Annotated in this window: 16 protein-coding genes; 5 read left to right on the top strand and 11 right to left on the bottom strand. The window is 47.9% G+C overall.

Annotated features, from left to right (window positions below):
- Positions 1–40 precede the first annotated feature (40 nt).
- A protein-coding gene (locus ATW55_RS07330; protein ID WP_423742957.1) for an IS3 family transposase occupies positions 41–1,212 on the bottom strand; the annotation gives its coding sequence in 2 pieces (ribosomal slippage) (positions 41–948 and positions 948–1,212; 1,173 coding nt in all).
- A 374-nt stretch (positions 1,213–1,586) separates the two neighbouring features.
- On the opposite strand from ATW55_RS07330, the gene ATW55_RS07320 reads away from it, so the two are divergent.
- The 3 genes from ATW55_RS07320 (at position 1,587) to ATW55_RS07310 (ending at position 5,507) form a co-directional block, all read left to right on the top strand.
- The gene (locus ATW55_RS07320; RefSeq protein WP_067714880.1) at positions 1,587–3,512 is read left to right on the top strand and encodes a Piwi domain-containing protein; all 1,926 of its coding nucleotides are present in this window, start codon (positions 1,587–1,589) and stop codon (positions 3,510–3,512) included.
- 13 nt (positions 3,513–3,525) lie between these two features.
- Complete coding sequence (locus ATW55_RS07315) at positions 3,526–4,578, top strand: SIR2 family protein (protein WP_067714877.1); 1,053 nt, start codon at positions 3,526–3,528, stop codon at positions 4,576–4,578.
- A gap of 74 nt (positions 4,579–4,652) precedes the next feature.
- On the top strand, positions 4,653–5,507 hold the full coding sequence (locus ATW55_RS07310) for a hypothetical protein (RefSeq protein WP_067714874.1): 855 nt from the start codon (positions 4,653–4,655) through the stop codon (positions 5,505–5,507).
- A 206-nt stretch (positions 5,508–5,713) separates the two neighbouring features.
- Here ATW55_RS07310 and ATW55_RS15760 read toward each other — a convergent pair whose 3' ends face one another.
- From ATW55_RS15760 to ATW55_RS16530, 9 genes are all read right to left on the bottom strand, one after another.
- Positions 5,714–5,887, bottom strand: a complete 174-nt coding sequence (locus tag ATW55_RS15760; RefSeq protein WP_079289984.1) for a DUF255 domain-containing protein — start codon at positions 5,885–5,887, stop codon at positions 5,714–5,716.
- A gap of 1,064 nt (positions 5,888–6,951) precedes the next feature.
- Positions 6,952–7,416, bottom strand: a complete 465-nt coding sequence (locus ATW55_RS17190; protein WP_423742958.1) for a Mov34/MPN/PAD-1 family protein — start codon at positions 7,414–7,416, stop codon at positions 6,952–6,954.
- 10 nt (positions 7,417–7,426) lie between these two features.
- Positions 7,427–9,130: a ThiF family adenylyltransferase gene (locus ATW55_RS07305; RefSeq protein WP_067714870.1), complete on the bottom strand. Its 1,704-nt coding sequence runs from the start codon at positions 9,128–9,130 to the stop codon at positions 7,427–7,429.
- 719 nt (positions 9,131–9,849) lie between these two features.
- Positions 9,850–10,362 carry a DinB family protein gene (locus tag ATW55_RS07300; protein ID WP_153005053.1) on the bottom strand — a complete coding sequence of 171 codons (513 nt, stop codon included), beginning with the start codon at positions 10,360–10,362 and terminating at the stop codon, positions 9,850–9,852.
- A 574-nt stretch (positions 10,363–10,936) separates the two neighbouring features.
- A complete protein-coding gene (locus tag ATW55_RS07295; RefSeq protein ID WP_067714863.1) occupies positions 10,937–11,542 on the bottom strand; it encodes a hypothetical protein in 606 nt (201 codons plus the stop codon).
- Between the two features lie 1,201 nt (positions 11,543–12,743).
- Positions 12,744–15,464 (bottom strand): DEAD/DEAH box helicase family protein, encoded by a 2,721-nt coding sequence (locus ATW55_RS07285; RefSeq protein WP_067714857.1) that lies wholly within the window; start codon positions 15,462–15,464, stop codon positions 12,744–12,746.
- The gene (locus ATW55_RS07280) at positions 15,451–17,028 is read right to left on the bottom strand and encodes a site-specific DNA-methyltransferase (RefSeq protein ID WP_067714853.1); all 1,578 of its coding nucleotides are present in this window, start codon (positions 17,026–17,028) and stop codon (positions 15,451–15,453) included. The genes ATW55_RS07285 and ATW55_RS07280 overlap by 14 nt, the downstream gene beginning before the upstream one ends.
- Before the next feature lie 18 nt (positions 17,029–17,046).
- Positions 17,047–18,873, bottom strand: coding sequence for a helicase-related protein (locus ATW55_RS15750; protein WP_235587045.1), 1,827 nt, complete (start codon positions 18,871–18,873; stop codon positions 17,047–17,049).
- 98 nt (positions 18,874–18,971) lie between these two features.
- Positions 18,972–19,889, bottom strand: coding sequence for a DEAD/DEAH box helicase (locus ATW55_RS16530; RefSeq protein ID WP_201024946.1), 918 nt, complete (start codon positions 19,887–19,889; stop codon positions 18,972–18,974).
- 533 nt (positions 19,890–20,422) lie between these two features.
- Between ATW55_RS16530 and ATW55_RS16050 the strand changes: the two genes are divergently transcribed.
- A complete protein-coding gene (locus ATW55_RS16050) occupies positions 20,423–20,743 on the top strand; it encodes a hypothetical protein (protein ID WP_153005052.1) in 321 nt (106 codons plus the stop codon).
- An 847-nt stretch (positions 20,744–21,590) separates the two neighbouring features.
- Here the strand turns inward: ATW55_RS16050 and ATW55_RS07255 are convergent.
- Positions 21,591–21,869, bottom strand: a complete 279-nt coding sequence (locus ATW55_RS07255; protein WP_067714835.1) for a hypothetical protein — start codon at positions 21,867–21,869, stop codon at positions 21,591–21,593.
- A 208-nt stretch (positions 21,870–22,077) separates the two neighbouring features.
- Between ATW55_RS07255 and ATW55_RS17005 the strand changes: the two genes are divergently transcribed.
- Entirely contained in the window at positions 22,078–22,206 is a 129-nt protein-coding gene (locus tag ATW55_RS17005; RefSeq protein WP_268753378.1) for a hypothetical protein, read from the top strand.
- Positions 22,207–23,401 lie beyond the last annotated feature (1,195 nt).

The raw sequence follows: 23,401 nt of genomic DNA, 5'->3' as shown, positions 1-23,401 counted from the left end.
CAAATAATATCAAAACAGTCTGATACATTGTTGTTTTATGCTAGCTAGCCTGCTTGTTCACTTTTTTGAAATACACCGATTGGAATTGAACAGGAGTTCTATATCCAATCGACGAATGAATCCGCAAATGGTTGTACCAAATCTCGATGTACTCCCAGATGTCTCTATGCGCCCGTTTGCGCGTTTTGTACGTCTCTAAATGTATGAGCTCACGTTTAATGACGCTGTGAAATGCTTCAATGCAAGCGTTGTCGTAACAGTTGCCCTTTCGACTCATGCTGCCTTTTATCTTGTACTTTTTCAGCCTTGCTTGGTACTCATTGGACGCATACTGGCTGCCTCGATCCGAATGATGCAACACGCCATCAGCTGGTTTTTCCCGCTTGTACGCGTCGTCTAATGCGCTAATCACGAGTTCCTTGGTCATGCGTGAGTCGGCTTTCCATCCAACAATTTTTCGTGTGTATAAATCCATGATACTCGCGACGTAGAGCCATCCTTCTGCGGTCCAGACATATGTAATATCCGACATCCACACCTGGTTTGGTCGCTCGGCCGTAAACGTCTGATTTAGCACGTTGTCATCCACAGGCTGATTGTGTTTGGAATTGGTTGTTGCCTTATATTTGCGGACTGTGCGGCTCTTCAGTCCATTCTCCCGCATGATACGAGCCACTGTTTTCTGCCCAACACGTACGCCCTCGTCTCGCAACACCCGCATAATCTTTGGACTCCCGTATAAACGCCGAGAGGACAGAAAGATTTGATGAATACGTCGGGTGAGATTCATTCGACGCTGTTTGCGCTCGCTAATTGGGCGTTTAACCCATGCATAGTACCCGCTTCGATAGACTTCAAGCACTTTGCACATCCTCTGAACCGAATAGTCGAAGCGGTGATCATAGATGAATTGATACCTTACTTCCGGTCCTTGCTGAAGATGCGCAGCGCCTTTTTTAAAATCTCTAGTTCCTCTTTCAACTCACGATTTTCTCGCTCCAAATCCCGCGTTGCTTGCGCATCTGGCTTCATATAACCAGATCCAACAAACGGGTGCTTCGGGTCGTTTTTATACTGCGCTATCCAGCCGTATAATGTCTTGTCGGAAATGCCCAAATCCCGTGCAACCTGAGAGGCGACCCGCCCCTCCTCCAAAATCATTTTCACCGTATTCAATTTAAATTCCGTGCTGTGCCTAGTTGGCTTTGTCATCATAAACACCTCGAATCGATTTACTTATTTTCACATTCTCGATTCGCTGTGTCCACCATTAGAGCCTAACATCACCATTACGTTGGGTTCGATTCGTGCAAAGCAACGCATACGCACGTCCCTCCATATCCTACATGCTCCTCCGAAACCCGAACAAGTGCGGACAAACACGGATTTCTAAACTTCTCCTCCGTCGGACCACAAACGTGGTTCCCACAACTCTGTCTCGATAATGCAGAGGTTTATACCATGTCCCCCACTGAATATGGCTTCAGTTCGCTTGCCAATTCCTCCGATTGGAGGAATTGGCTGAAGTATGTCGAATATTACTTTTGGATAAAACTATAGCACGTTCTGAGACTAGGTGAAGTTCATTGAGCAACCTTCCAATCCAACTTAATTTTCTTTCCATAAGCCCTCATAATTTTTCATTCCATATTTATAGACAGGAGTACGACAGCCTGTCGAAACCACCATCATTTTACCGGGCGAAACTACCAATAAGTCGAGTCTCGACAGAATACAAGGAATACTGGGTTTCTTTAACCGAACAGGTTGGCTTTGAGAATTTCCTTTGTGAGGGCCGCGACAATCCCTATCTGGCCCAGTGGGCAATTTGGCAACGATTTTTGGAAAAGACCACAGGTTCACTGAGTTCGTCCGAGTACTTACAAAATAGTCATAATGAGTTTGTGAAGAGTATAGACTTTGTGCTCGTCCGCCATGCCGAAGGTCATGAGGTGGTTGAAGTTCAACCCTATTATTTGAAAGCGGAATCCGAATTTGGTTTTCTAGTTAATTTTGCATTTCGGGTACGTCAGGGATCCCCTTATTCGATTAGAGTGCAACAGTTGAGTTTGAGTCTTGATAAATTTGGGAAAAGCAACGTCAACTTTTATAGCGATCAGTTCGACAAGATAAATCAGTTCATCCATCGGTTCGGAGCCCGTCTCTTTCCCTTCAACGTCGATCTTGCTGAAGAATTGGATATCGACGGGAACTTGCTGAAACTTACATCCCATTCCTTACGAGCGAAGTCCTATGTAGTCGGGGCAGGAAAGGAAGCAATTCATCAATTTTCCGGCATCGCTAGGCACGGCGCATTTAAGACGCTTAAAGAAGATCCCTTGTTGGTATGTATCTTTCGGCAACAGCATCGTGATGCTGCGAACGAATTCTATAAGTACATTACCGGCCAAAAGAACCGTGACCGATTTGCTGGAATGAGTGAGTTATTCGGAGTGGAGCTTCACGCCGACAACTTCAAACCTATTATTCTCACGGACTTATCAAAGGAAAGTCTGGACAAAACATTGGTTGATATCCAGGAATATCGAAGAGAATTTCCGACACGGGCGATTATCGGAGTCTTTTTACTAGACCAGAAGGATGATATGCCATCTTCAGGCTTCTCTCCGTACCATTATTTAAAATATCTATTTACGTCTCAATGTCTGCCTGTGCAAACCATCCGCATCGAAAAACTCATGGATCCGCGCGTCTTTCAGTGGTCTGTTGGAAACGTAGCTCTTCAGATATTTTCCAAACTGGGTGGAATCCCATGGGAAGTCAAGCCAAGCAATGAAAAATGCTTGATCTTTGGAATTGGGTCTGCCCACAAGAAAGATTCTGATGGCCACATTCTTAAATACTTTGCTTACTCGGTTTGTCTAGATTCTAGTGGGGTCTATAGAAAAATCAATGTTCTTGGGAACTCCCAGAATAGGACAAATTATATCGAAGAACTCCGCACAAACATTCAACAGTCCATCGAAGAGAATGTAGATAATTCGATTGAAAAATGTGTAATCCATCTGCCCTTCAAAATCCGAAGAGACGAGATGAATTACATTGAACAAGGAGTAAGACAAGTTTCGGGACGATATGCACACATTCAATTTCAATTCGTCAAAATCAACACGCACAACAAGTTTTTCGGATTTGCAGACAACAATACAAAAATCCCGACTGAGAGTACTTATGTTCAACTTGCACGTGACGAGTTTCTCGTCTGGTTCGAAGGTCTTCAACCTGGCAAGAATTCTGTGCGCACCAGAGTTGGCAACCCGGTTCACATCCAATTCATGAATTCAACCGAAGTTCAACAGGACCAAATGATGCGCTATTTACAAGACATCATTAATCTATCCGGTGCAAACTGGCGAGGATTCAATGCAAAGTTGGTACCAGTTTCAATATTTTATCCAAACCTTATTGCCAAGTTCATTGCAGAGTTTTATAAGTTCAACCCTAATGGTGACATTGATCTTAGCAACTATGCTTTACCGTGGTTTTTATAGGAGGGCGTTGAGAATGAGCGTTAAAAAAGATGACGTTATTTTCCTCCTAGGGGCAGGATGCAGTGTTGATGCCGGAATACCGACGGTCAACCAGATGGTCCATGAAATCGAATCCAAGCTGATTCACACGGAAGAGTGGCAAAAATATCGGCAACTCTATTACTACATAAAGAGTGCAGTTATATACTCCGATGGTATTTTCGGTGAATTTGATCGCGTCGTCGGAATTGAACGGCTGATGATCGTGCTGTCCGAGTTGGAAAAGAAGGAAAAAAACATTGTATATCCCTTCATCGCCAATTGGAACAACCGCCTGATTGACCTTGCCGGTACAAACTTTGAAAAAATCAAGGAACTTCGGGAGTTGATTACACGCCAACTTCTGAAATGGGTAAAGCTACCCAATTACCAACCTGCTCAATATTACAAACGGTTTTATGATTTTCAGCAAGAACTTGGCTATCCGATACGGATGTTTTCACTTAACTACGATTTGTGTCTCGAACATTCACAGTCTAATGCAGTCGATCTCGAACTTGGCTTTGACGATAATGGCGAGTGGAATAGTTATAGATTCGACCTCTCTAATCAAGCGGTCTCTGCAGGGATCTATCTCTACAAACTGCACGGTTCAATTGACTGGACACGCGATTCAGAACACAATAACATATTGCAACTCGCAGCACACCCTGTTGACACTCCGGACCTTATTTTTGGAACAGAAGCGAAAATGCAATCCATTGATCCCTACCTATTCAACGTTTACGAGTTACGAAACTACCTATTGGCATGCAAGCTCGTAATTGTGATTGGGTACAGTTTCAGTGACGACTATATAAACAGCCTCCTTCGCCAAGCTCTTCAGAACAACGTCGAGAGAGCTATTTTGATTATCGATTTAAACAAAGATCCAAATTTCAGAGATAATGCCTTATGTATCTTGAAACCCAAGCAACGAGAACAGGTTAAATTTCATGCTGGATCAGCGAAAGAGTTTATCGAAGAGAATTTGAATGTTGAAACCGTACTAAGTCACTTTATGATGGCAGAACAGGATGTTTTCTAGTTTTGCAGATACCAAATTAGCAACGATCCAATATTCGTTGCATTATTCCAGTCTTCACGGGAGGATGAAAACCCTTGGCGTTAGAAAATCGGAAGAGTCTATTGAAGATACGCTTTATCGGTGAAGAGTTGTCTGAGAAATCCGTTCCAATATATGACCTTGGAGAAAGTCTTATATCTGTTCAAAGACTCGTACATAAAGCTTATCTCGAAACACGTGGCTACCATAAAGGTCGACAGCAATTATCTAGCGTGGAACGTCGCAAATTGGCATTGCAAATCAGTGCACGACAAAAACAATCAGACTCCTATCTTCTCGACGCATTTTTAGCAAGTCACCCAATTTTAACCGGAATCTATTCAACAACGATAGGTGCCTGTATTTCAGAAATGATAACAGCAGTAGCCGTTTATTCAAAGAAGCAAATACATACAATGTTCGACAGCCGGACTAAGCCAAAAGAACCCGCAAATTCTGCTATGGAGGCGAAACTTCAATTTATTATAAATTTATACTCTGAAGTTGCGACTATTGCCAACCGAGTCAACAATACCTCGAGAGTCACGCAAGTGGAGTTGCACACTCAGGATGATTTCAATTTAGAAAAAGTACAATTTGACATAGACAACAGAGACTACATTCGGAGTTTGTATGGTGAAAAATTTACTGCCAGCGAATCAACTATTACCGGGCTAATTGAATCTCTGAATATTGCAAGACAAACTGCAACTGTTCGGACACCAAGCGGTATTGTGAACGTTAAGATGAAAAGCACCGATTTCGCCAAAGTGCGGTATGAGGCGGTTGATGATAGCGCTGTTACATTCAAAGGGAACTATGTCATTCAAATCGGCAAGAACACACACGGTAAGTTGGATTTTGAGGCCAGTTCTATTGAAGATGTAACTAGCACTGACTTCCTTGATTAAGCAATAATAAGACAGCAATATCTTCCCTTCCAGTTACCTACCAGGATGTAAATAGAGAGAGTGTCGACAGCTACTCTGGAACCGAGAGTGGAAATTATCCGTTCCTCCATCTTCCTCCAATGGAGTAATATATGGACTCGGCATCAGTGACAGGTCGATAAACTACTCCACTTTCAGCGTATCGTGCTATTCGTAGCCCCGCAGGGCTACGAATAGCCGATGGAGAGGAATACGGCCTTCGACTCGCGGGCGGCTTTTTGGAACGCCTCTGGACCCCATGGGTACCAGTCGACTGGGTTGTGCGCGTGTTGGAGTAGGTATGGTGACTTTTCGTGGATGAGGCGGTTGGTGTGTTTATGTTGACGGTTATCAGTGCTCATAACGGATACTTCATCCTTTCTGGATGGTTTTTCCGTTAGTATACACCTTGCGGCGAAAAGTATTGATGTGAGCACAAGAACCACGCACAAACAATTTGTGGGGATTAAGGCTCGTTGTTCATGCTTTTTTTCATATTTTCATCCACTCTCTGGACGGACCCACTGTTTTAGCTACCTTATAATGCCCAAAAGTTGATGGCGTAGGATGTCCAGGATTTGGTTGCTATGTTGACCAAAGCCGTGAATCAGTCAAGATTGCAAAGTATTCATATGACCTTGACTGGTATCTCCATGCTCTAAGGGACTCGTACAGACAGCTAAGGTGAGCCTGTCAAGGCAATCCTTCCAGCCTTGACAGGCGATGAAGGGCACCCATACTGGTTATGGTGGCTGAATCCACGCATTTGTGGATTCAGCCCTAGCTCATAAGCTGTTGGTACAACCGCCATTCGCCCAACTGGATACTGATTCACCTCACACGACAATGTGGTCGAGAAAACCACCAGCACATAGTGTGAGCTTCAATAGGAAGGAAGGACGAAATTTCCATAACATGTCGTGGCAAGTCGGGCGTCAATGTCCAAATCGTGTCGTGAAACGGACAAAATAGATCGTCAACGTTATATTTGAGCTAAAAAGCCTTAAGGTCGGACATTGTAGCCCATCATAATCATCACCCATCATCAAGCGAATACGGCATTTGGAAATGTATGTCGTCTAAACTAGGACATCTTGTGCCGTCAACCTTTGGACTGGATAGCTTATCAGTAACAACAGATCCGGACTTGATTGTTTGTCGCAGTCTAGAAGTGCAGAGTTTTGCAGTCATCTCCATACACCTTTATGCGCATAAGTTAGCTATGCTTTATGTGGAGAGGTGGGCGTGATAGGCTTGCTACTGGCCAAGCTTGATGGTATCAAGCGGCCCTTCAAGCGTAAATCACGCTCATGGAGGCTCCATATCAAGCATAGCGGTGTGAGTAAAAATGCAGCGACACGTATATTTCTTCGCAGCGAAACTCTGCACTTTTGGTCTGCAAAACACAGACTTAATCACGCGTCAATCAATTAATATCAACATCAGAGCATATGAACATCTCTGGGACAGAAATTTTTCTGTTCACCACATAGCGAAAACATTGTGCAACGGGTCCGTCGCTCCGCTTGTCGATCTTTGCAAGAAGGAGAATTGGGCACGTGGTCTGATAGCTTGGGGTTGTCGCTATAGCTCTCATCTCTCGGGAATCCTGTGCACTCGGATAGAGCTCCCCAAGAGGATGAGTATGCCATTCTCCCAGATAAGTCAAAACGCCACTTGACTGAAAGTACAGGCGCTCCAATTCCTGATTGCAGAATTCAGTATCACGAGTGAATGAAAATAACCGATGTCGTGCATTGGGTCCGGGACCCGTAATGTGAGTAATGACCATTTGTTCATCACGTCGATAGCCAATTAACATACCACCGGTTTCACAGATCCGATACTTCCTAATTTCAGAATGCATCGCAGTAACTGCACTCTCGCACATAAATACGTGGCTAACACCATTTGCAGTGTGCATGTTTTCCCACCGACTTTTGAACAATCTCCAGATTGCCATTTTTGCCTCGGCTGTACCAAACAATATGGTCATTTTGGGTTGGTTCGTACGCATTCGGGTGCCCGACAAGCAGTGTTTGAATGGCCAACCGAGATGCTAGGTTAGAAACAATTCCTGTATCCAGTCCACTCCCGGGAAAAGCTGGAATAGCGCATCCATTGTCAAATATCACCAATTCCTCCGGCGGAGCACTCAGGGGGGGCAAAGTGCCGTCATCAATGAAATACTGGTGACAGTGATAACATCCAGTAGTACCAGGTATCACTCGAAATGCACGCCCACTCCAAGCCCCCGAACTGGAAAATGTATAAACTGTAGGAGTGTTACTTTGACGGGCTATTCGATCCAAATATCTTTCTGTAGGTGAATGACCGACTGCACATATTAATATGTCAGCACTCGATATCCAATTTGTCAGTACTTCTTCATCCTGGAATGCTCCCACGTATGTGGGAATCTCTTGGATTTCAATGTATGGATTGTGGGATTTCATATGGGCAGTCACTGCTTCAATTTTAAGTTGACCGAGTTGTTGCAAATTTCCCACGTGCCGAACAACGTTTCCAACATCCAGTGAACCGTGATCCACCAATGCAACTTTCCCGATCCCGGCTTTAGCAAGGTCCAATGCAATTGATGAACCAATGGTACCCAGTCCAACAATAACTGCGCTCATATTTTGCAACGGTCGCAATTCGGCTACACGTCGAAAAACAACTTCTTCAGAAATGTCCTTTGACTCAAAGATGCACATGGGCGTCACTCGGATACTATTCGGATTTTGAAATTGGTTCTGAAAATCAATGGCGACAATCATAAAGCGACGTCTCGTCTGCCCTCGCAACTCATCCTCATCTATGAACCGTATCCCGAGCAGTGGACCAAACATCGAGTTCTGGTCTTGCAAGTGGTGACTGGCACTTATACATTTTTGTAACACATTCTCGTGACCATGTGCCTCTAACCATTGAACGATCTCAACTCCTGAGTGGAAATACGGTGGTGTACTATTCACATCGAAACACATGCCATGTACAACTGGATAGTTCTTGTACAATTCTTGATGAATGGGTTGGGCTTGAATGGTATTTCCTGCACCAGATATATCTACTAAAATGCCCTGCCATATATCACGGAGCCTTGCAATTCTCATGGAAAATACAGCTTCGCTGAAACTCCAGTTGTCTATCAGTTCCCTCGGTGTTAATATGATTCCGCGAAACCCAGATGTGAGTTGATGGTATTGTTTCGGCTCGGGTCCGTTTATCTCCGAGTCTGGACTGAACCCATACTTATACCCATGTAGCCATTCTTTAATTCTCTCGACTATGTTGTGTCCAAAAACCTCAAAATCCAAATCTTTCCATTCTTCATACAAACACAGCCGTTTAGATTGTACATCTTGATGTCTTTGAAATTGGACATTCTGACAATAGGCATTTGGCGGGAAATGAGGGAAAGCCTTTGGGTATTCAATCAAAATATTGAAGCTTTCACCCTCAAACTGTATGGTGCCTGTAAATTTGACAAGTTTGTGTTGCTGAATTGCAACTTGCTCCAGAGAGAAACCCTGCTGTAGCAGGGTCTCCCTCTCTTCGTCAAAGAGATGCGGATAACGTTCGTACCAAGTGAGTGTTGGCATCATGCAAACTTCTTGTCGTCGCCCTTGGGCGGCTTTCCTGGATGATGCTCAGGTTGCGGAGGTTTAGGCGGATGTTGCGGCTGCCCTCCATGATTTCTGTGTTCATTTCCGTGTCCGTGTTCATGTTCATTTTCCATTAAACCATCTCCCCAAAATTTTTCCTTGGGAAGAAGGACTTTCGAGCCAATTGCAGAATACAATAAACCACATAAGTTTTTTCGGCTACGAATGCCCTCTCCCAGGGTCTTACAACTACGTACGCAATTCAGTCCAACCGGATTCTGCAAGCACAGAATCCTGCGGGCTAGTTTGCGTTTCCATTATAGCCCATTAGTCAACAAAGGTCAATGACTTATCAGAAAAGCCTGCCTATTAAATTGACTCCGGTTGATCTCCCCATGTGAGACCATGTCATTAAACATACATACATGCTACTCCGATTTCGAGCGCCCACTAACAAGCAACACAACATCAAGGTTTCATTCTGTAGCCATGTCTAATTGACACTACAAGTACAATCACCAGTGCAATTAGCACAATAGTTGCGATGATTCCCGAGAGCCCCAAGTGCCCCATAGTTACTATCCTTCCTTTTCTAGCACCATCTTGAAGTTAGTCAATATTGGATGATGCTGCCCAATAGCCTAGGAACTGCGACACGCCGCATCGCATATTCATGCAAAGTTGGCTTGCCACTGTCTTTCGCCGGTCATCCTGCGTTATTCTACTGTCTCATCCTCGACGATAGCCCGCAAACTTCGCTCATTGAGATCCTTTTGCACAAATTGGAACGATTCACCTGTCTTTCGCTGTACTCTATCCACGATTTGTCCCAAATGATAACTCGTGTGTTCAATGAGATGATAAATGCTGAACAAGTCTACCACTCTGGACTCATCCGAGAGAAGTTCATGAATAGCCCTTTGCCAAGCAGTAAATGTCTCTTCAATTTTTGCAACGAGTTCTTCCGGCGAAAGCCCCATATCCGGAAAATAATCTTCGATGCCAGCAGCTGTAACCGTTCCCACCTGATTGTACCTAGCAGTGTGACGATCGAACTGTTCACAGATGTGAAGCAGTATTCCACCAACCGAGTTTGCTTCATGGGTTTCATGTTCCCACAGTTGCTGTGTGTTCAATGAATCTAAACAGCGACGTACCTTCGGAAGATAGTTACCGACCACACGATATTCGGAAATACGAAGGAATAAATTCATCGTCTTGTCAGTCACAAACACTGACTCCCCTTTTGCACGAAATCTTCCACGTAGACTCGGGCATACTCGACATACCGGGAATATATTGTCGGGCTTTCTAGTCCTTATGCGCCGCAAGATCAGGGCATCCTGATCTCCGTATAATCATACACCGTCCCGGTTCGCCAGTGTGATGAATTTTTGCCCCCAATAGTTCAAGGAGGAAAACTTCTGAAAAACGCTGTTTTTGTCATTTAGAATCGTTGTTATTGCGTAGAAGCCAATTAGCAATGATAAGGACTATAGCGATTAACAAACCGCCGCCATATCATGTATACCCGAAAGGCGTGACATGTTGAACCAGTATGCATACAGCAATCACGACAATTCCGATTAAATAGTGCCACCACCAGCGTCTTGTACTCCATGATTTATGCCACTTCACAAATGCACCTCCTGCAAATTGAATCCGACCGTTGCATCACTTTCCCTTCAACGACAAAACTAATTTGATCAGTAAGTAAATAAATATCCTATTAATCCACATATCTACAGTATTACACCTAGCCATTTTTGAGCCAGGGAGATTGATGTCGTGTTCCGATCACATTTAAAGCTCTAAATTCTCATTGGAATTCGACCGTTCTTCGATTATGTTCGTTGTGATCCCTATTACGTCTCCCGCATCTGCACGGATACTCACCCTGGTTTCATATTGTCGTCCCAATACGTCCGTGTAATACATGGGCTGCAATTCAAACACGTTCCCCATAGGCCGATTTCCAAACTGACCAGCGCCAAAGGAAAGGTTCATCACTTCTCCAGGTCGCAAGGTATTTTTAAGTGGAAAATCCTCTGGAATGACAGTCATTTTTCCTCGAATCGGATCATGAGATAATTCCCGAGAAATCACCTCGAGAATGGGGACTTGCCGAAACGGGTTGTCTCCTAACACAGCAGAACCCTGCCCAACATTCATTACTTCAAACTGATAAAACGCAGACGTTAATTGTCCAGCGCTGTTGATATGCTTCCCAATGGTATGTGCATGTTCGGCTCTTCTGAAATCAAGCACTGGTCTTACATTGTCGTTCCTGGATTTCAGGGCTATCTTCAAGGCTTCTTGAGTGACCTTGGCATTAACGGCAGTATAATACGCAGCAAAACACGCACCAGTTGCGGCCGCCAAGTTGATCAGGGTCGATATAGGCATCATACAACCCGTTCCTTTCGAAGTTGATATAAATGTGGCGACAAATTATGGATTTCTATCACTCGTGGGAGTGTGTATACTATGTAGAATAAGCCCGGACCGACCCACCCCGCAAGGAGCAGTTTGACGCCCGAGCTCTTCTCCGAACCGGACTTGCGCCTTTGGGCGCATCCGGCTCTCCATTCGAAGTGTTTTTCCCCACACACAGTTTGACTGTGTGCCATACGCACTTCTCTTCGAGTCTCAAGCATTGACTTGAGCGACGGTATAAATCTGCGATCACTCCTCATAGAGGAGCCCTACTTTGCTGGCGCGTAGGACTTCGAACTGGAACCCTTCGCCATGTGATGGGCGTTACCCATCTCGGACTAACGGTTCCTCCGTCCCGACGCATCCACATCAACGGAGCTGTCCATCCCAATTGGGACGAATGCGGCGGTTCCCATGTTCACTGTGTATTGTCTCGCTGCCTTAGGTCGCCACTATACGCGGGGAAGATTCAGGGAGTTGCACCTCTGTACTGCCCTGACCACCGGATAATCCGGGTCATGACACCAAGTCCAAGGGTGTCATGCTCATTCCACCCACCCGTGTCATCCAACATTTCGGGTGTTGCAGTTGACCACGCTTCGGACATGACTTTGCTTTCGCTGACCATAGCAGGTCGTAGAGGCTAGCCCCGCATCTTGGGAGGTTGGGTCTCCCTCACGGGTACATTGTTAGATAGGCTTCACACCCTGGACTTGCTCAAGCCCAGCGCATGCCATCCTAGCCTTGGCGAGATGAGGTAATCGCCAACCACGTAACCGTGGCTTCAACACACAGCGCCTCATGGCGCACTGCTCCCTTCTGCCCAGAGGTGAAAAAGGACAACAAAAAGACGACGCATGTTTATACAACAGCCCATTTATTTCCTTCTTGTAGATCAGCGCCCGTTTATGCAAATAGATTGGGTGATAGATGTTTTGGTCATCGCCAGATGGATAAAACAGGAACAACCTGCATAGGATCGAATTTAGCGGCTGGCAGAGAGGCGTTTGCTCCTGTGGATCATAGGTTTGGTCGGCTGGCCCGCGATTTTGCTCGGTCTGCTTGTCCCGCACATACACGTGATCATCATCCTCGTGGCATCAGGCTATCCCCGACTACCCACTGCATGTCCTTCCTGAGACGTTCAATCCAAGAACGTTACAGGCGGATTCCGCTATAGATCCAATTTCAGCCCGGTCCTCATCCGGTTTTTCATCAGAAACATAAAGCTCGATTGCAAGTGCACTTCGTCATGAGACAGGAGCGCATACTCCCACGGTTTACCACCATTTTCAGTATTCCATTCCGTAACAGCCCGGCAATACTCCATTGCTGCTACGGCTTTCTCCTTAACGGTGTCGCTGTTTATCTCATTGGCGGCTTTCGTTTCCACCATGTAGATGGTATCTGCGGTTTCCGCCACGAAATCAGGTTCATAGCGGCTTACACCTCCCACGCCGTAGTAGATATTGAACTGCTTGGCGGAGGGGCGCATCCATCTCAGGACAGCTCCGTCGTTCTCCAGCACGATTGCAAACCTGCGCTCCGTGTCGCTGTCAAACTTATACAGCGTATGGCAGGCTTTCTTAAAGCCCCTGAATACCTTCGCCTTTACCTCGGACGCGGGCAGCGTCGCCCGCAGGTCGTAGAGGTCATCCGACTTGAACTTGCCGCCAAAACTAGTCTCAATGCGGGTGAACGGACGCATGCTGGAAGCCCGGTAGCTTGTTTCCTCTTTATAGAAATGCTCATTCATTTGAGCGTAGATGATATCGGCGAGGGAACGCTGGCGGTCTCGCATTACCTTTTCGGTCTCCTCGGAATTCAAGTACGACAAAAAGTGCCTCTTAGCGTCCCCGATAAGGGAATAAATGAGGTTGGCGCAACTACTATAGTCCACATTGTCGTGTACGATGATGTACCGTACAATCTCATTCTCAACCGTGTCCGTCTTGGGGAACAACGCGAATTTTGTATCGTACTCGAAGGTTTCTCCACCCTTCTGCAACTCCGTCCCGATGAGAGTATCGTCCGAGGGGTGCCAGATGATGCTGCGTGTGTCGAGGCTGAACTCATAGAAGCCGCGCTTCACTTCCAAAAATGGCTGTACCACCGCCACTGGGATGGGTATTACGTTTCCGGTCAACGCCTGTACGCAGGTTTCGATAGCTTGCTCGACAACAGCCGCCAAGTCCTCTTTTTTCAAGCCAAGTGACGGGAACTGCCGTATAGTTTCGCTCACGATGCTGGAATGGACAATTTTGCGGGTTTCCTCGTCTTTCGTTGCGTCAAAGGTCTTCACCTGCTTGCCAAGTTCAATGACCGTTTTTGAGGTCAGCTTCGCTACGAACTGTGCGACTTGGACCGTTTGTCCCTGCGTATTGCTCCCGACGTAATACTCACCCGCCGTTTCCCGCAGTGTGAGAGTAAGCTGCTCCGTGAAGCTCTCCGCATTCGTGAGTTCGTCATACACACTCGGCATCTCCACCGTTTCCCGCTGGTCATCGCTTTCCAGCTCGGTGGGATCAATGTAGTAAACACGCCGTACAAGTGAGTTGGGGTCGTTGGCAAGACTAACGATGGCTTCGTAGCGGTCGTGGCTCACGACAGAAAGGCGGTCAACCTCATCCACGCCTGTCCGTTGCCCATAAGGAAGGCGAAGTCCACGGCCGATAGTCTGCTCCGTGAGGGTTTCCGATGCCGAGGCGCGGAGCGGGATTATCGTATAGAGATTGGTAACATCCCAGCCCTCTTTGAGCATATTCACATGGATAACAATCTCGATGCGGTTGTCTTGCTGCTCTAATGACAGCAGAAGTTCAATGTTCTCGTCCTTTTCCGAGCCACGCTGGGCGGAGTTGATTTCCAGCACCTTATCCTTGTAGTACCCGCGATAGAAGTCGTCCGAGGTAAGATACTCCTTAATCTGACGGGAATGCTCGGTGTCTTTAGCAACGACAAGCACAAAGGGCTTAACCACAGACTTTCCATTGGCGCGGGCATACACATCCAGCTTGCTCTTGGTCTCCTCGTGAAGACGGATGCCGTCGTTCATCTTCTCCCGATCAAGCTGCTCCGGAGTGTATTCCTCGGGTCGGAAATCCTTACGGGTAAACACGACGGGCACTTTCACATACAGCCCATCGTTCAGGGCGTGGGCGAGGGAATACTCATACACCACATTCTTGAAGGCGATTTTACGTGCGCCGCGCTGAATCTGTGGCGTGGCGGTGAGTTCCACACCCAGTATCGGGTGAAGCTCGTTGATGGTATCGAAACCCCGGTCGGCATGGTAGTGGTGACTCTCGTCCATAAAGATGCACAAATCCGTTAGAGATTGCAAGTACGAAAAATAAGACTGTCCCAAAACTTCGTTCAGCCGCCGCATTCTCCCCGATTCGGAGTTCAGCTTCGAGATATTGAACACGTTGATGGTAACGCCAGCATCAAACAATGACAGTTGCCGATAATCCTCATAGTTGTCTCCGTCAATGATGCGTGGCGGGTTCACGAACTTATCCAGCCCGCGAAACACATACTTAGGATTCGAAGGATCGCCGAGGTCAGACTTCAGTTTCTTATAAATTGTTAGGTTTGGAGTCATCACGAAGAAGTTATTGATGTTCTTTTGGTAGTGCAGATAGGCGATGAACGCTCCCATCAGCCTCGTCTTGCCAATACCCGTAGCAAGGGCAAAGCAAACGGAAGGAAACTCCCGCTCGAAGCTGGTAAGGGTGGGGAACGCTTCGCGGATTTTCACCAGTTCCGCATCCAAGTCCGGCGTTTTGGAAAGGGAGAGGATGTCCGCTATCTGTTGGAACCGCTGTAGGCTCTCTGTCTGCGGCGGGCGCAGAGCGAGGCGGTTGTTTATGAATTTCGCGTTACTGTTCAACATCGTCCCATTCCTCCTCGTCCAGTTCCAGCGGATTAATGATGTTCAGGTTATAGTTGTCCACGCAGTATTCGCATTTCGACAGTACCGACTGCGGGATTTTTCGCACGTCAATATTCGCGTACCGTTTACCCAGCCCATTGTCAAAGGCTGGGGAGCAGATAAGCAACTTTTCATACTCTGGCAGATCGCGGGCAATGTCATCTAACTGCTCCGCCGTAAGATACTGCGTGGTGACGTAAATGAAGCTGTTGTCCTGGCTGCGTCCATGCTTCCAGAACACCTCAGAATCGGGAGCGTAGGCAAAACCGTTCAGCTTTGCAATGGCCGCGACTAGCATTTCAGCGTTATACTTGTCGCTGATAACAGGCTGACCATGACCATCTGTGACTATCAGTGTAGGCGCAAGCTCGTAGAACTTAAATCCGCCGCCTTCTTTCCATTCCACGACTTTAGAAATACCGCCCTGTTCACCGTCAACAACTGCTTTCAAACGAGGTAGGCAGTGAGAATAACAGTGGTCACCGAGCTCGATACCAATCCATCGGCGACGCATTTTGTGAGCAACTGCAGCGGTCGTTCCGGAACCGAGGAAGCTATCGAGGACAAGATCTCCGGGGTTAGACGCAATCGTAAGTACTCTTTCAATTAAGCGTTCGGGTTTCGGGGTGTCGAACACATTAGAGGCACCAAAGATGGCGAGTATCTCCTTTTTAGCCTCTTGATTGTGTCCGACCTCCTTATTGCTCCACCAAGTCCAAGGAACAACACCATCATGCTCGCTCAGATATGTTTTTCTTCTCGGCATCGCCCTGCCATCTACGCCGAACCAAAATCGTCCTTGCTCTAACTGCTCCTTGTAAACCGGCTCTATGTTTTTCCAACATTTTCCTTCAGGTGGCGAATACGAAGCACCCCCAGGCGTGATAATGGTATACATTTGATTTGGTCGATAACCTTGTGCCGTGAAATCGGCAGATGTCCACGGGCCGCGTGGATCGTTGTCTGGATTGCTGTAGTTATTCGCCTGCTCCTCACTTAACGGGAGTTTGTTTCGAGAATTCTTAAAAGTCTCCGCGTCCTTTGCATAAACCAGTAAATAGTCGTGGGCATCGCTGATCGTTCCTCGCATATCCGGGGAAGTTCGCTTTTGCCAAACGATTGCAGCTATGTAATTGGAACGCTGGAACACTTCATCACAAAGGACTTTAAGATATGCCTGCTCATCATCGTCAATGCTTATCCAGATGCTTCCGTCTCGACTGAGCAAACTCCGAAGGATTTCGAGGCGTGGTTTAATAAGTGACAGCCACGTAGAGTGCTCGAGATTGTCGTCATAATGTTCGAATGCCGAACCCGTGTTATACGGAGGATCGATATAGACACACTTAATACGCCCCGTGAACTCCTGCTCCAGAGCCTTGAGCGCCAACAGGTTATCGCCGTGGATGAGCATATTGTCTGCTGCAGGGTCGCCGTAGTCCTTAGAAGCGTCGTGCAGCAGTATGCGCGGTTCGATCTTTGGGTCGTTACCCTTACCGATCCATGTAAGTTCCAGTCTTTGCATCGCGAATTCCTCCGTATTTCAAACAATCTCAAATGAGATGGCCATAATGTGGTTCAGTGTGTATGCTCCCTCAAGCTTGACGCGGATTTCATCCTGAAGGCGCTCGTTCTTGGCGTCGATTTCATCCTCGTGTTCGTACATATCACGCCGCAGTTTTTTTCGGCGCTCTTCCAATCGGCTAACCTCTTCCTTCATTTCCAGCATTTCAGCCAGCGGCCTTTCCGTGCTACTTTTGAATATACGCTTCTTTTCGGTGATTTCTTTGTTCAGATCTTTAAGTTCTCGCTGCAAGCCATCCTTGAGGTCTTCGCTGAAGGCGTCCAGCTTGGCGCATTCGGCAAGAAAGTACTCCTTATTAATCCGCTCAATTTCCGCTTTCTGTTTATCGGCGTTGGCTCTGCGCAAGGCATCCAGTTCGGCGGCTTTCTCTCCGGCTTCCCCAATAATTTCTGCGGGAAGCTCCATAATGCGGTTTACCATATCATCGTCCACTTCGATTCCGTTTTCGGTGACCACGGAAAAGATAAGGTGCTCGTCAGTATCGAACCCGCTGTATATCAGCTTGTCTATCGAAAGGACTCCGCGAAGGTTCGAATGGTTCTCCAGAAAGCTGATACGGTGTTCCTGCGAATTTGTATGGTCAAAGCGTATGGCGACAGATGGCAGAGGCTCAGTTATGGCTTGCGAGAGCCATTCTTGACACATCGGGTCGTCACGGCGCAGAAAAATGTCCCCCTGCCGCTCCGCGTCTTTCCACTGCACATTGTAGGTTTCCGTAAAACCGTTCACCTGGTAGACAAAACGCCACTGTTCAAGGGGTCTGACCCTTTCCGCGCCTTTCATTATAAAGAAGTTGCATAGCCAGCGGCTAAACTTGTCCAGTCCGACAAGAGTATCTTCCTGACAGTCTTTAAGACGTGCGGCAACCTCCTCGTCGAAGTTCTCAAGGATGGACTGCCGTGCGGCAGTCATCATTTCATTGATGTGCTCGGACAGTTCCTCCTGCAATTCGTCAAACTCACCCTGTATTTCTTCCGTGGTCTTGCATGTCTGGTATATCTCGGCGATGCGTTTCTCAAAATCTATTCCCGATTCAATGGTACCCAGCACCTCGTCAGAAGAACCGAACAGTCCACTGAACAAGCGGAACTTATGGTCGAGCAATTCATAAACGCGAACATCAGCTGCGTTCTTTTTGTTGAGGAAGTTAATGACCACTACGTCGTTTTTCTGCCCATAACGGTGACAACGGCCAATGCGCTGCTCTATCCGCTGGGGATTCCACGGAAGATCGTAATTCACAATGAGACTGCAGAACTGAAGATTGATGCCCTCGGCGGCGGCTTCCGTACCAATGAGGATGCTCGCCCTGTCGCGGAACTCTTCCACAACGGCGGCTTTCATATCGGCCTGCCGTGATCCGGAGATGACTCCGTCATGTTTATGCCGCTCTTTCCATGCTGCGTAAATCTGCTTGGAGACTTCATCGTTGTTTGCGCCGTTCAAGAAAACGATACTTCCGGCATAGCCGTTATCAGCCAGTAGATTCAGCAAGTATTCCTGTGTACGCCGAGATTCGGTGAAGATAATGGCCTTACGTTGACCGCCGCGTTTCTCCGTCTCATCAAACCCTTTTTGGAGTGCGGTGAGCAAATTGTCACCTTTCGCGTTGCTGGTGATACTTTTCGCCAGTTCCGCATATTCCTTGAGCCTCTTAAGTTCTTCCGCAACCGCCGCCCGGTCTTGTTCAAGATCAGTGGGTAACACGTTTTCCGAATCTTCCTGCTCCTCAACCAGTTCATCAAAAGTATCGTAATCGTCGCCCAGTTCAAGCCTTGTGTCCATACCCTGCAATAGTGCCTCCAACCGGCCTATTAAGGATTTCATTGTTCCGGAAATGGCAAAGGACGAGGATGCCAGCAGCTTACGTAGCACAAGTGTAATTAAGGTTCGCTGCCTTGCGGCAGGGCATAAAGTTTTTCGGACTGCAGATAGGTGGAGACAAAGTTGTACAATTTATCCTCGTCCGCTGTCGGCGTATATTCCTGTAGAATCGCGATGCGGCTTGTGTAATTGACATACTCCGTGACTTGCTTTCGCAGGGTTCGTTTACAGAATTGCTGCAGACGGGTTTTTAGCGCATGGTTCCTTACCTCTTCGTTAACGACAGAAACATACATATCCCTGAACGTCCGAGCATCGCCAAAGGCATGCTCATCGATGATGCTTACCAGCCCATACAGTTCCATGAGATTATTCTGGAGCGGCGTCGCGGTGAGCAACAGCTTCCGTTTGCCGGAGAGAGCCCTTCGCAGCCTCGTCCCGGTGACATTGCCGGATTTATACACATTACGGAGTCGGTGCGCCTCGTCGACGATAACCAAGTCCCACGGAGTAGCGTGTACGTCATTCGCTTTCAGCGAGGCGAGATTGAACGAACATATCACGACTTCATCCCGTATTTCAAAAGGGTTCAATACACCCGCTTTTTTTGCCTTGTTGTAATTCTTAGATTCGAGGATGGTGGATTTTATATAAAACTTCTCTTCAAGTTCCGCACGCCATTGAGTACGGAGCGAGGCGGGAACGATGAGTAGAATACGACGCTTACGCTCGGACCAGCACTGCGCCAAGACAAGCCCGGCTTCAATTGTTTTTCCTAATCCGACCTCATCGGCAAGTAACGCTCCGGTGGAGAGGGGCGACTTCAAAGCGAACAGCGCCGCATCAACCTGATGGGGATTGAGATCAACCTTCACGCCGGACATAGCGGAAGCCAGCCCGTCAATGCTTGACTGCGGGCGCTTCAACATAATCTGTTCGGCAAAATACCTTGTCTGATGCGGTGTATATCTCTCCATGCGCATCACCCCAATCCCCGTGTTTTCGGTTTGTCGCTCATTTTCCTGATGTCGACAATATCACAGTCCAACGCTTACATATTTTCTCTAAAAACGAGGTGTTCACGTTTTCGTTCTTTCATAGCTTCGTAATAGACGCCCAACTGATGCGAACAAGATTCACTTTATCCTACCACGATTTCTCCTGGGAGAAATGCGATTGCTTTCCGTATACATGAAGATTATCGAGTTTTGCAACAAAAGTGAATCAGCGCCAGTCAATCCCCTTCTCGCTAAGATCGCTGTTTTCCAATCATTGAACATAGGGCCACTTGAAGCCATTCTTTGTCGCTCCGCCTGCCCAACCAATTTGTTATCTAACCGGGTTTCGTGTCGACGGATAAGGCTTTCTCTCTCATTGGCACTGCCTTGGCACCCTATTCGAATTTCAGGAAGGTAAGATGATAACACACGATACTGTGCAGGGTGGCGAATCAAATCGCCGCCCTGTTTGTTTTCTCCAGTATCGCGATCCTATCAAGGAGGGTTTGCTCATGAAGCTAAGAAAAAAGCGAGACCTAAAGTTTTACCGAATTGTCCCGCTACACCATTTCAAATCTCACAGCCCGAATTATGTCCATGTGTTCGTGCAGTCCCTGGCGGCACTCGGACTCCCCAGACGCCTGGAGTGGCTGCAAGGCTCGCTTCCGTTCCGGTTCATCGTCACCAAAACGGCGCACGGTGTCTCAGAGTGTCGAACCCTCGCACACTGTGTGTCCAAAGCGCGTTTCATTCTGCCTACTCGAACGTGCATCTCATTGAATCTCCTCCATCACCCGACGCAGAATTGGTTGTGGATGGCACCACGCTGGTGACCCACATCAAGATGGGCGGAAGAGGTGCGCGAAGATGGATGCGGACGGAGGCGATCCCATCGACGAAGTGAACCGTTAAATTTAGGCAATGTACAGCCGTACAGACACGACCAAATCGCGCAAAGTGCGTGTCTGTGGCCAGGCCCGTCGAGAGGATGAAGACTGAGCAAGTCGCGAAGCCCATTCTCATCCGAAGTCACTTACGAAGTCACTTACGCAGTGCCTTACGGTGAACAGATCCGTCTTGAACAATCCCCAATTCCCGCGCGGGGTGCAGAAAATCATGCTCTTCTGTTTCGGGATATATGTCCACTCCACCGCTCGCACGAAGGGAGGAGCCACCGCCATGTTCGTGCCACGCCAAATCGAACGACAGATCCTTCTAGCCCTCTACCGGTACAATCTACTAACGTCGCAGCACCTGTCCATCTTGCTGCACGACGAGCAACATATCATCTATAACGCCTGCCGCACCCTCAAAGAGAAGCACTGGGTCGAGTAACTGCCCCTCAACTTTGTCCAGAAAAATGTCACAGGGTGGACGCTTTCCAAAGACGGCATGGAGGTGGCTTTTGGATGATTGGCGAGAGGAGGGATTCCCATGGCGTCTCATGATGACTTGGGCGCGCTGAATTGTCATCGAACATCGGATGCGATATCCGGCAACTTGAAGACCTTCACATTCCATTGCAGGAATGTCGTCATCCGATTGACTTGTAACGAACCGTCGAAAGAGGCGGTGGAAAACTTCCAAGCAGCCTTACACGTCATCCTCCATCGGATGACGGTCGAAGGAGCACAAACGGGTGGTACTCAGGATCGATAGAAACCCGCCAACGCCGAAGTTTTACCCGTCGCGTCCCGCATCGTCTTCTGAATGGGGATGAGTGGCCATCAAAATGCCCGCGACGAAATCAGCAAACTGCCGTAATTCGTGACCACAGGTCTCGACACACTCCGCTTCCCATCGGTACAGCCATTCATGTTGGTCGGTCGACAAGCACGCCTTGAGCCGGTCAGCCAAGTCTTGCTGGGTTGACAGGACCTTTTCCCCATCCCGAGCGTATTCCTCGTAGAAGTCGTCGATCAGTTTTTCAGCCAGTAGTTGCTTCGCAATTTGACACAATAGCGATCCACCCCCGGAAACGTTGTGTCCGACTGTAACTCTTAGTGCGGCTCGCCATCAAGTCAAATTCCGTTTCCCGCAGGTGCTTACCTGAACTTTGCCGCAACACGTTCCTCACGTTCGCATCAAATGGAGGAAATCGGTCTACCGTCGCCTGCGCCGCTAATCGCCGGAGGCGGGCCAACGTGTCCGCGATGTGGCGGATCCTATGCTGCATGTATGCAATCTAGAGGGCGCAGGGATTGCTGTCGCGCAGGACACGCTCCCGCCCGCACTGAGTCGAAATCTGGTTGTTGACGAGATTCTTGCCATGTACGCCCTCCGCAACTGGCCGTAAAGCCAATTTCACCAAATCGATCCACAGAGGGTTTCGCACAGGGTTGGGCATAGCCTTTCGCACAGTCTTACGCATCGTGAATGACTGGGCTGAGTCCCGTCTTCCCGCGCGGGGTGCGCCGAGGCGGGCGGAGGACTTCGGGACATATGTCCATATCGCCGCCCCCCACACGGAGGAAGCGACACTTCCGACAGGACGATCGTCGAGAAAGCAGCCGAGGACTCACCATGCGTCATTTCAAACGCCGAACACAACTTAGCACGGAACTCGATACCGAACTCCCCACAAAATAGAAGTGGGCGGTTGAACCGATGATGCCCGCTACATGCGAATCGACGAAGAAAACGGATCGGGACATATATCCACATTCCGCTCATAGAGAGGCCCGCTTGCTGACCCCACGAAGCCAGAAGCAGGAGTCCTATTCGCTTTGTACCGTTGCACCACGTTGACTTCCGATCCGCTATCCTGTTCAACTCTCACCCGACAGATGAGATCGACGCGCCAGGAAGGGGGTTCGGATTCAAAGTCGGTTACGCAGTCACTTACGCAGTGCCTTACGGTGGACAATTCCACTTTGAACAATCCCCCAATCCCGCACGGGCCGCGGAAACTTGGACCCTACTACTTCGAGACATATGTCTACCTTGCCGCCCCGTGCAAAGGGAGCGCCGCATATCATGTTCATGCATGGGGCCAGTTTTCTTGTACTGCCTTTTTGAGATGCAAGAGAACAGTCACTCGAATCAATGCCTGCCACTGAAATCCACCAAGAAGTGCCGATGGCTAAGTACGCGCAAAGATCTGCTTCTTCCACGAAGAAGCATTTTGAGACGCACATCGCTGTCCTACCTTACATGCGCACACTTGCCCCACGTTCGCACGTTGATTGAATACAAACGATTCCCCGCAAACCTCTTTGGGTGGCGAAGACGAGCAACGTGAACGCGACACGCGCGTTAGAAACGCTTGTTCTGTAGCATTCATGCTGCTTCGAGATATGGCGAATGATGAGGAACCAAGGCTGTTACCCGCCTTCTGTCCAACCGGCGAATGGGAGAACGTGAGCGTGACGTACTTGATACCAAAGCACATTCGACATCGAGGTTCGATACCAGTGGAGCAGTATCATTTTAGTGAAGTCAACAAACTCGTAATTCTGGACAGAATGATAAAAAAGGAAGAAGGAATCCAG

Source organism: Ferroacidibacillus organovorans, from assembly GCF_001516615.1.
GTDB classification, from domain to species: Bacteria; Bacillota; Bacilli; order Alicyclobacillales; family SLC66; genus Ferroacidibacillus; species Ferroacidibacillus ferrooxidans_B.
Note: the sequence above shows the minus strand (reverse complement) of the source record. Positions and strands in the feature narration are given on the sequence as shown.

Excerpts from the sequence above, each read along its gene's own strand:
- ATW55_RS07315 (WP_067714877.1), top strand. The coding sequence starts at position 3,526 with ATGAGCGTTAAAAAAGATGACGTTATTTTCCTCCTAGGGGCAGGATGC.
- ATW55_RS15760 (WP_079289984.1), bottom strand. The coding sequence starts at position 5,887 with ATGAGCACTGATAACCGTCAACATAAACACACCAACCGCCTCATCCAC.
- ATW55_RS17190 (WP_423742958.1), bottom strand. The coding sequence starts at position 7,416 with ATGTGCGAGAGTGCAGTTACTGCGATGCATTCTGAAATTAGGAAGTAT.
- ATW55_RS07305 (WP_067714870.1), bottom strand. The coding sequence starts at position 9,130 with ATGCCAACACTCACTTGGTACGAACGTTATCCGCATCTCTTTGACGAA.
- ATW55_RS07295 (WP_067714863.1), bottom strand. The coding sequence starts at position 11,542 with ATGATGCCTATATCGACCCTGATCAACTTGGCGGCCGCAACTGGTGCG.
- ATW55_RS07285 (WP_067714857.1), bottom strand. The coding sequence starts at position 15,464 with ATGTTGAACAGTAACGCGAAATTCATAAACAACCGCCTCGCTCTGCGC.
- ATW55_RS07280 (WP_067714853.1), bottom strand. The coding sequence starts at position 17,028 with ATGCAAAGACTGGAACTTACATGGATCGGTAAGGGTAACGACCCAAAG.
- ATW55_RS15750 (WP_235587045.1), bottom strand. The coding sequence starts at position 18,873 with ATGGACACAAGGCTTGAACTGGGCGACGATTACGATACTTTTGATGAA.
- ATW55_RS16530 (WP_201024946.1), bottom strand. The coding sequence starts at position 19,889 with ATGGAGAGATATACACCGCATCAGACAAGGTATTTTGCCGAACAGATT.
- ATW55_RS16050 (WP_153005052.1), top strand. The coding sequence starts at position 20,423 with ATGAAGCTAAGAAAAAAGCGAGACCTAAAGTTTTACCGAATTGTCCCG.
- ATW55_RS17005 (WP_268753378.1), top strand. The coding sequence starts at position 22,078 with ATGCTGCATGTATGCAATCTAGAGGGCGCAGGGATTGCTGTCGCGCAG.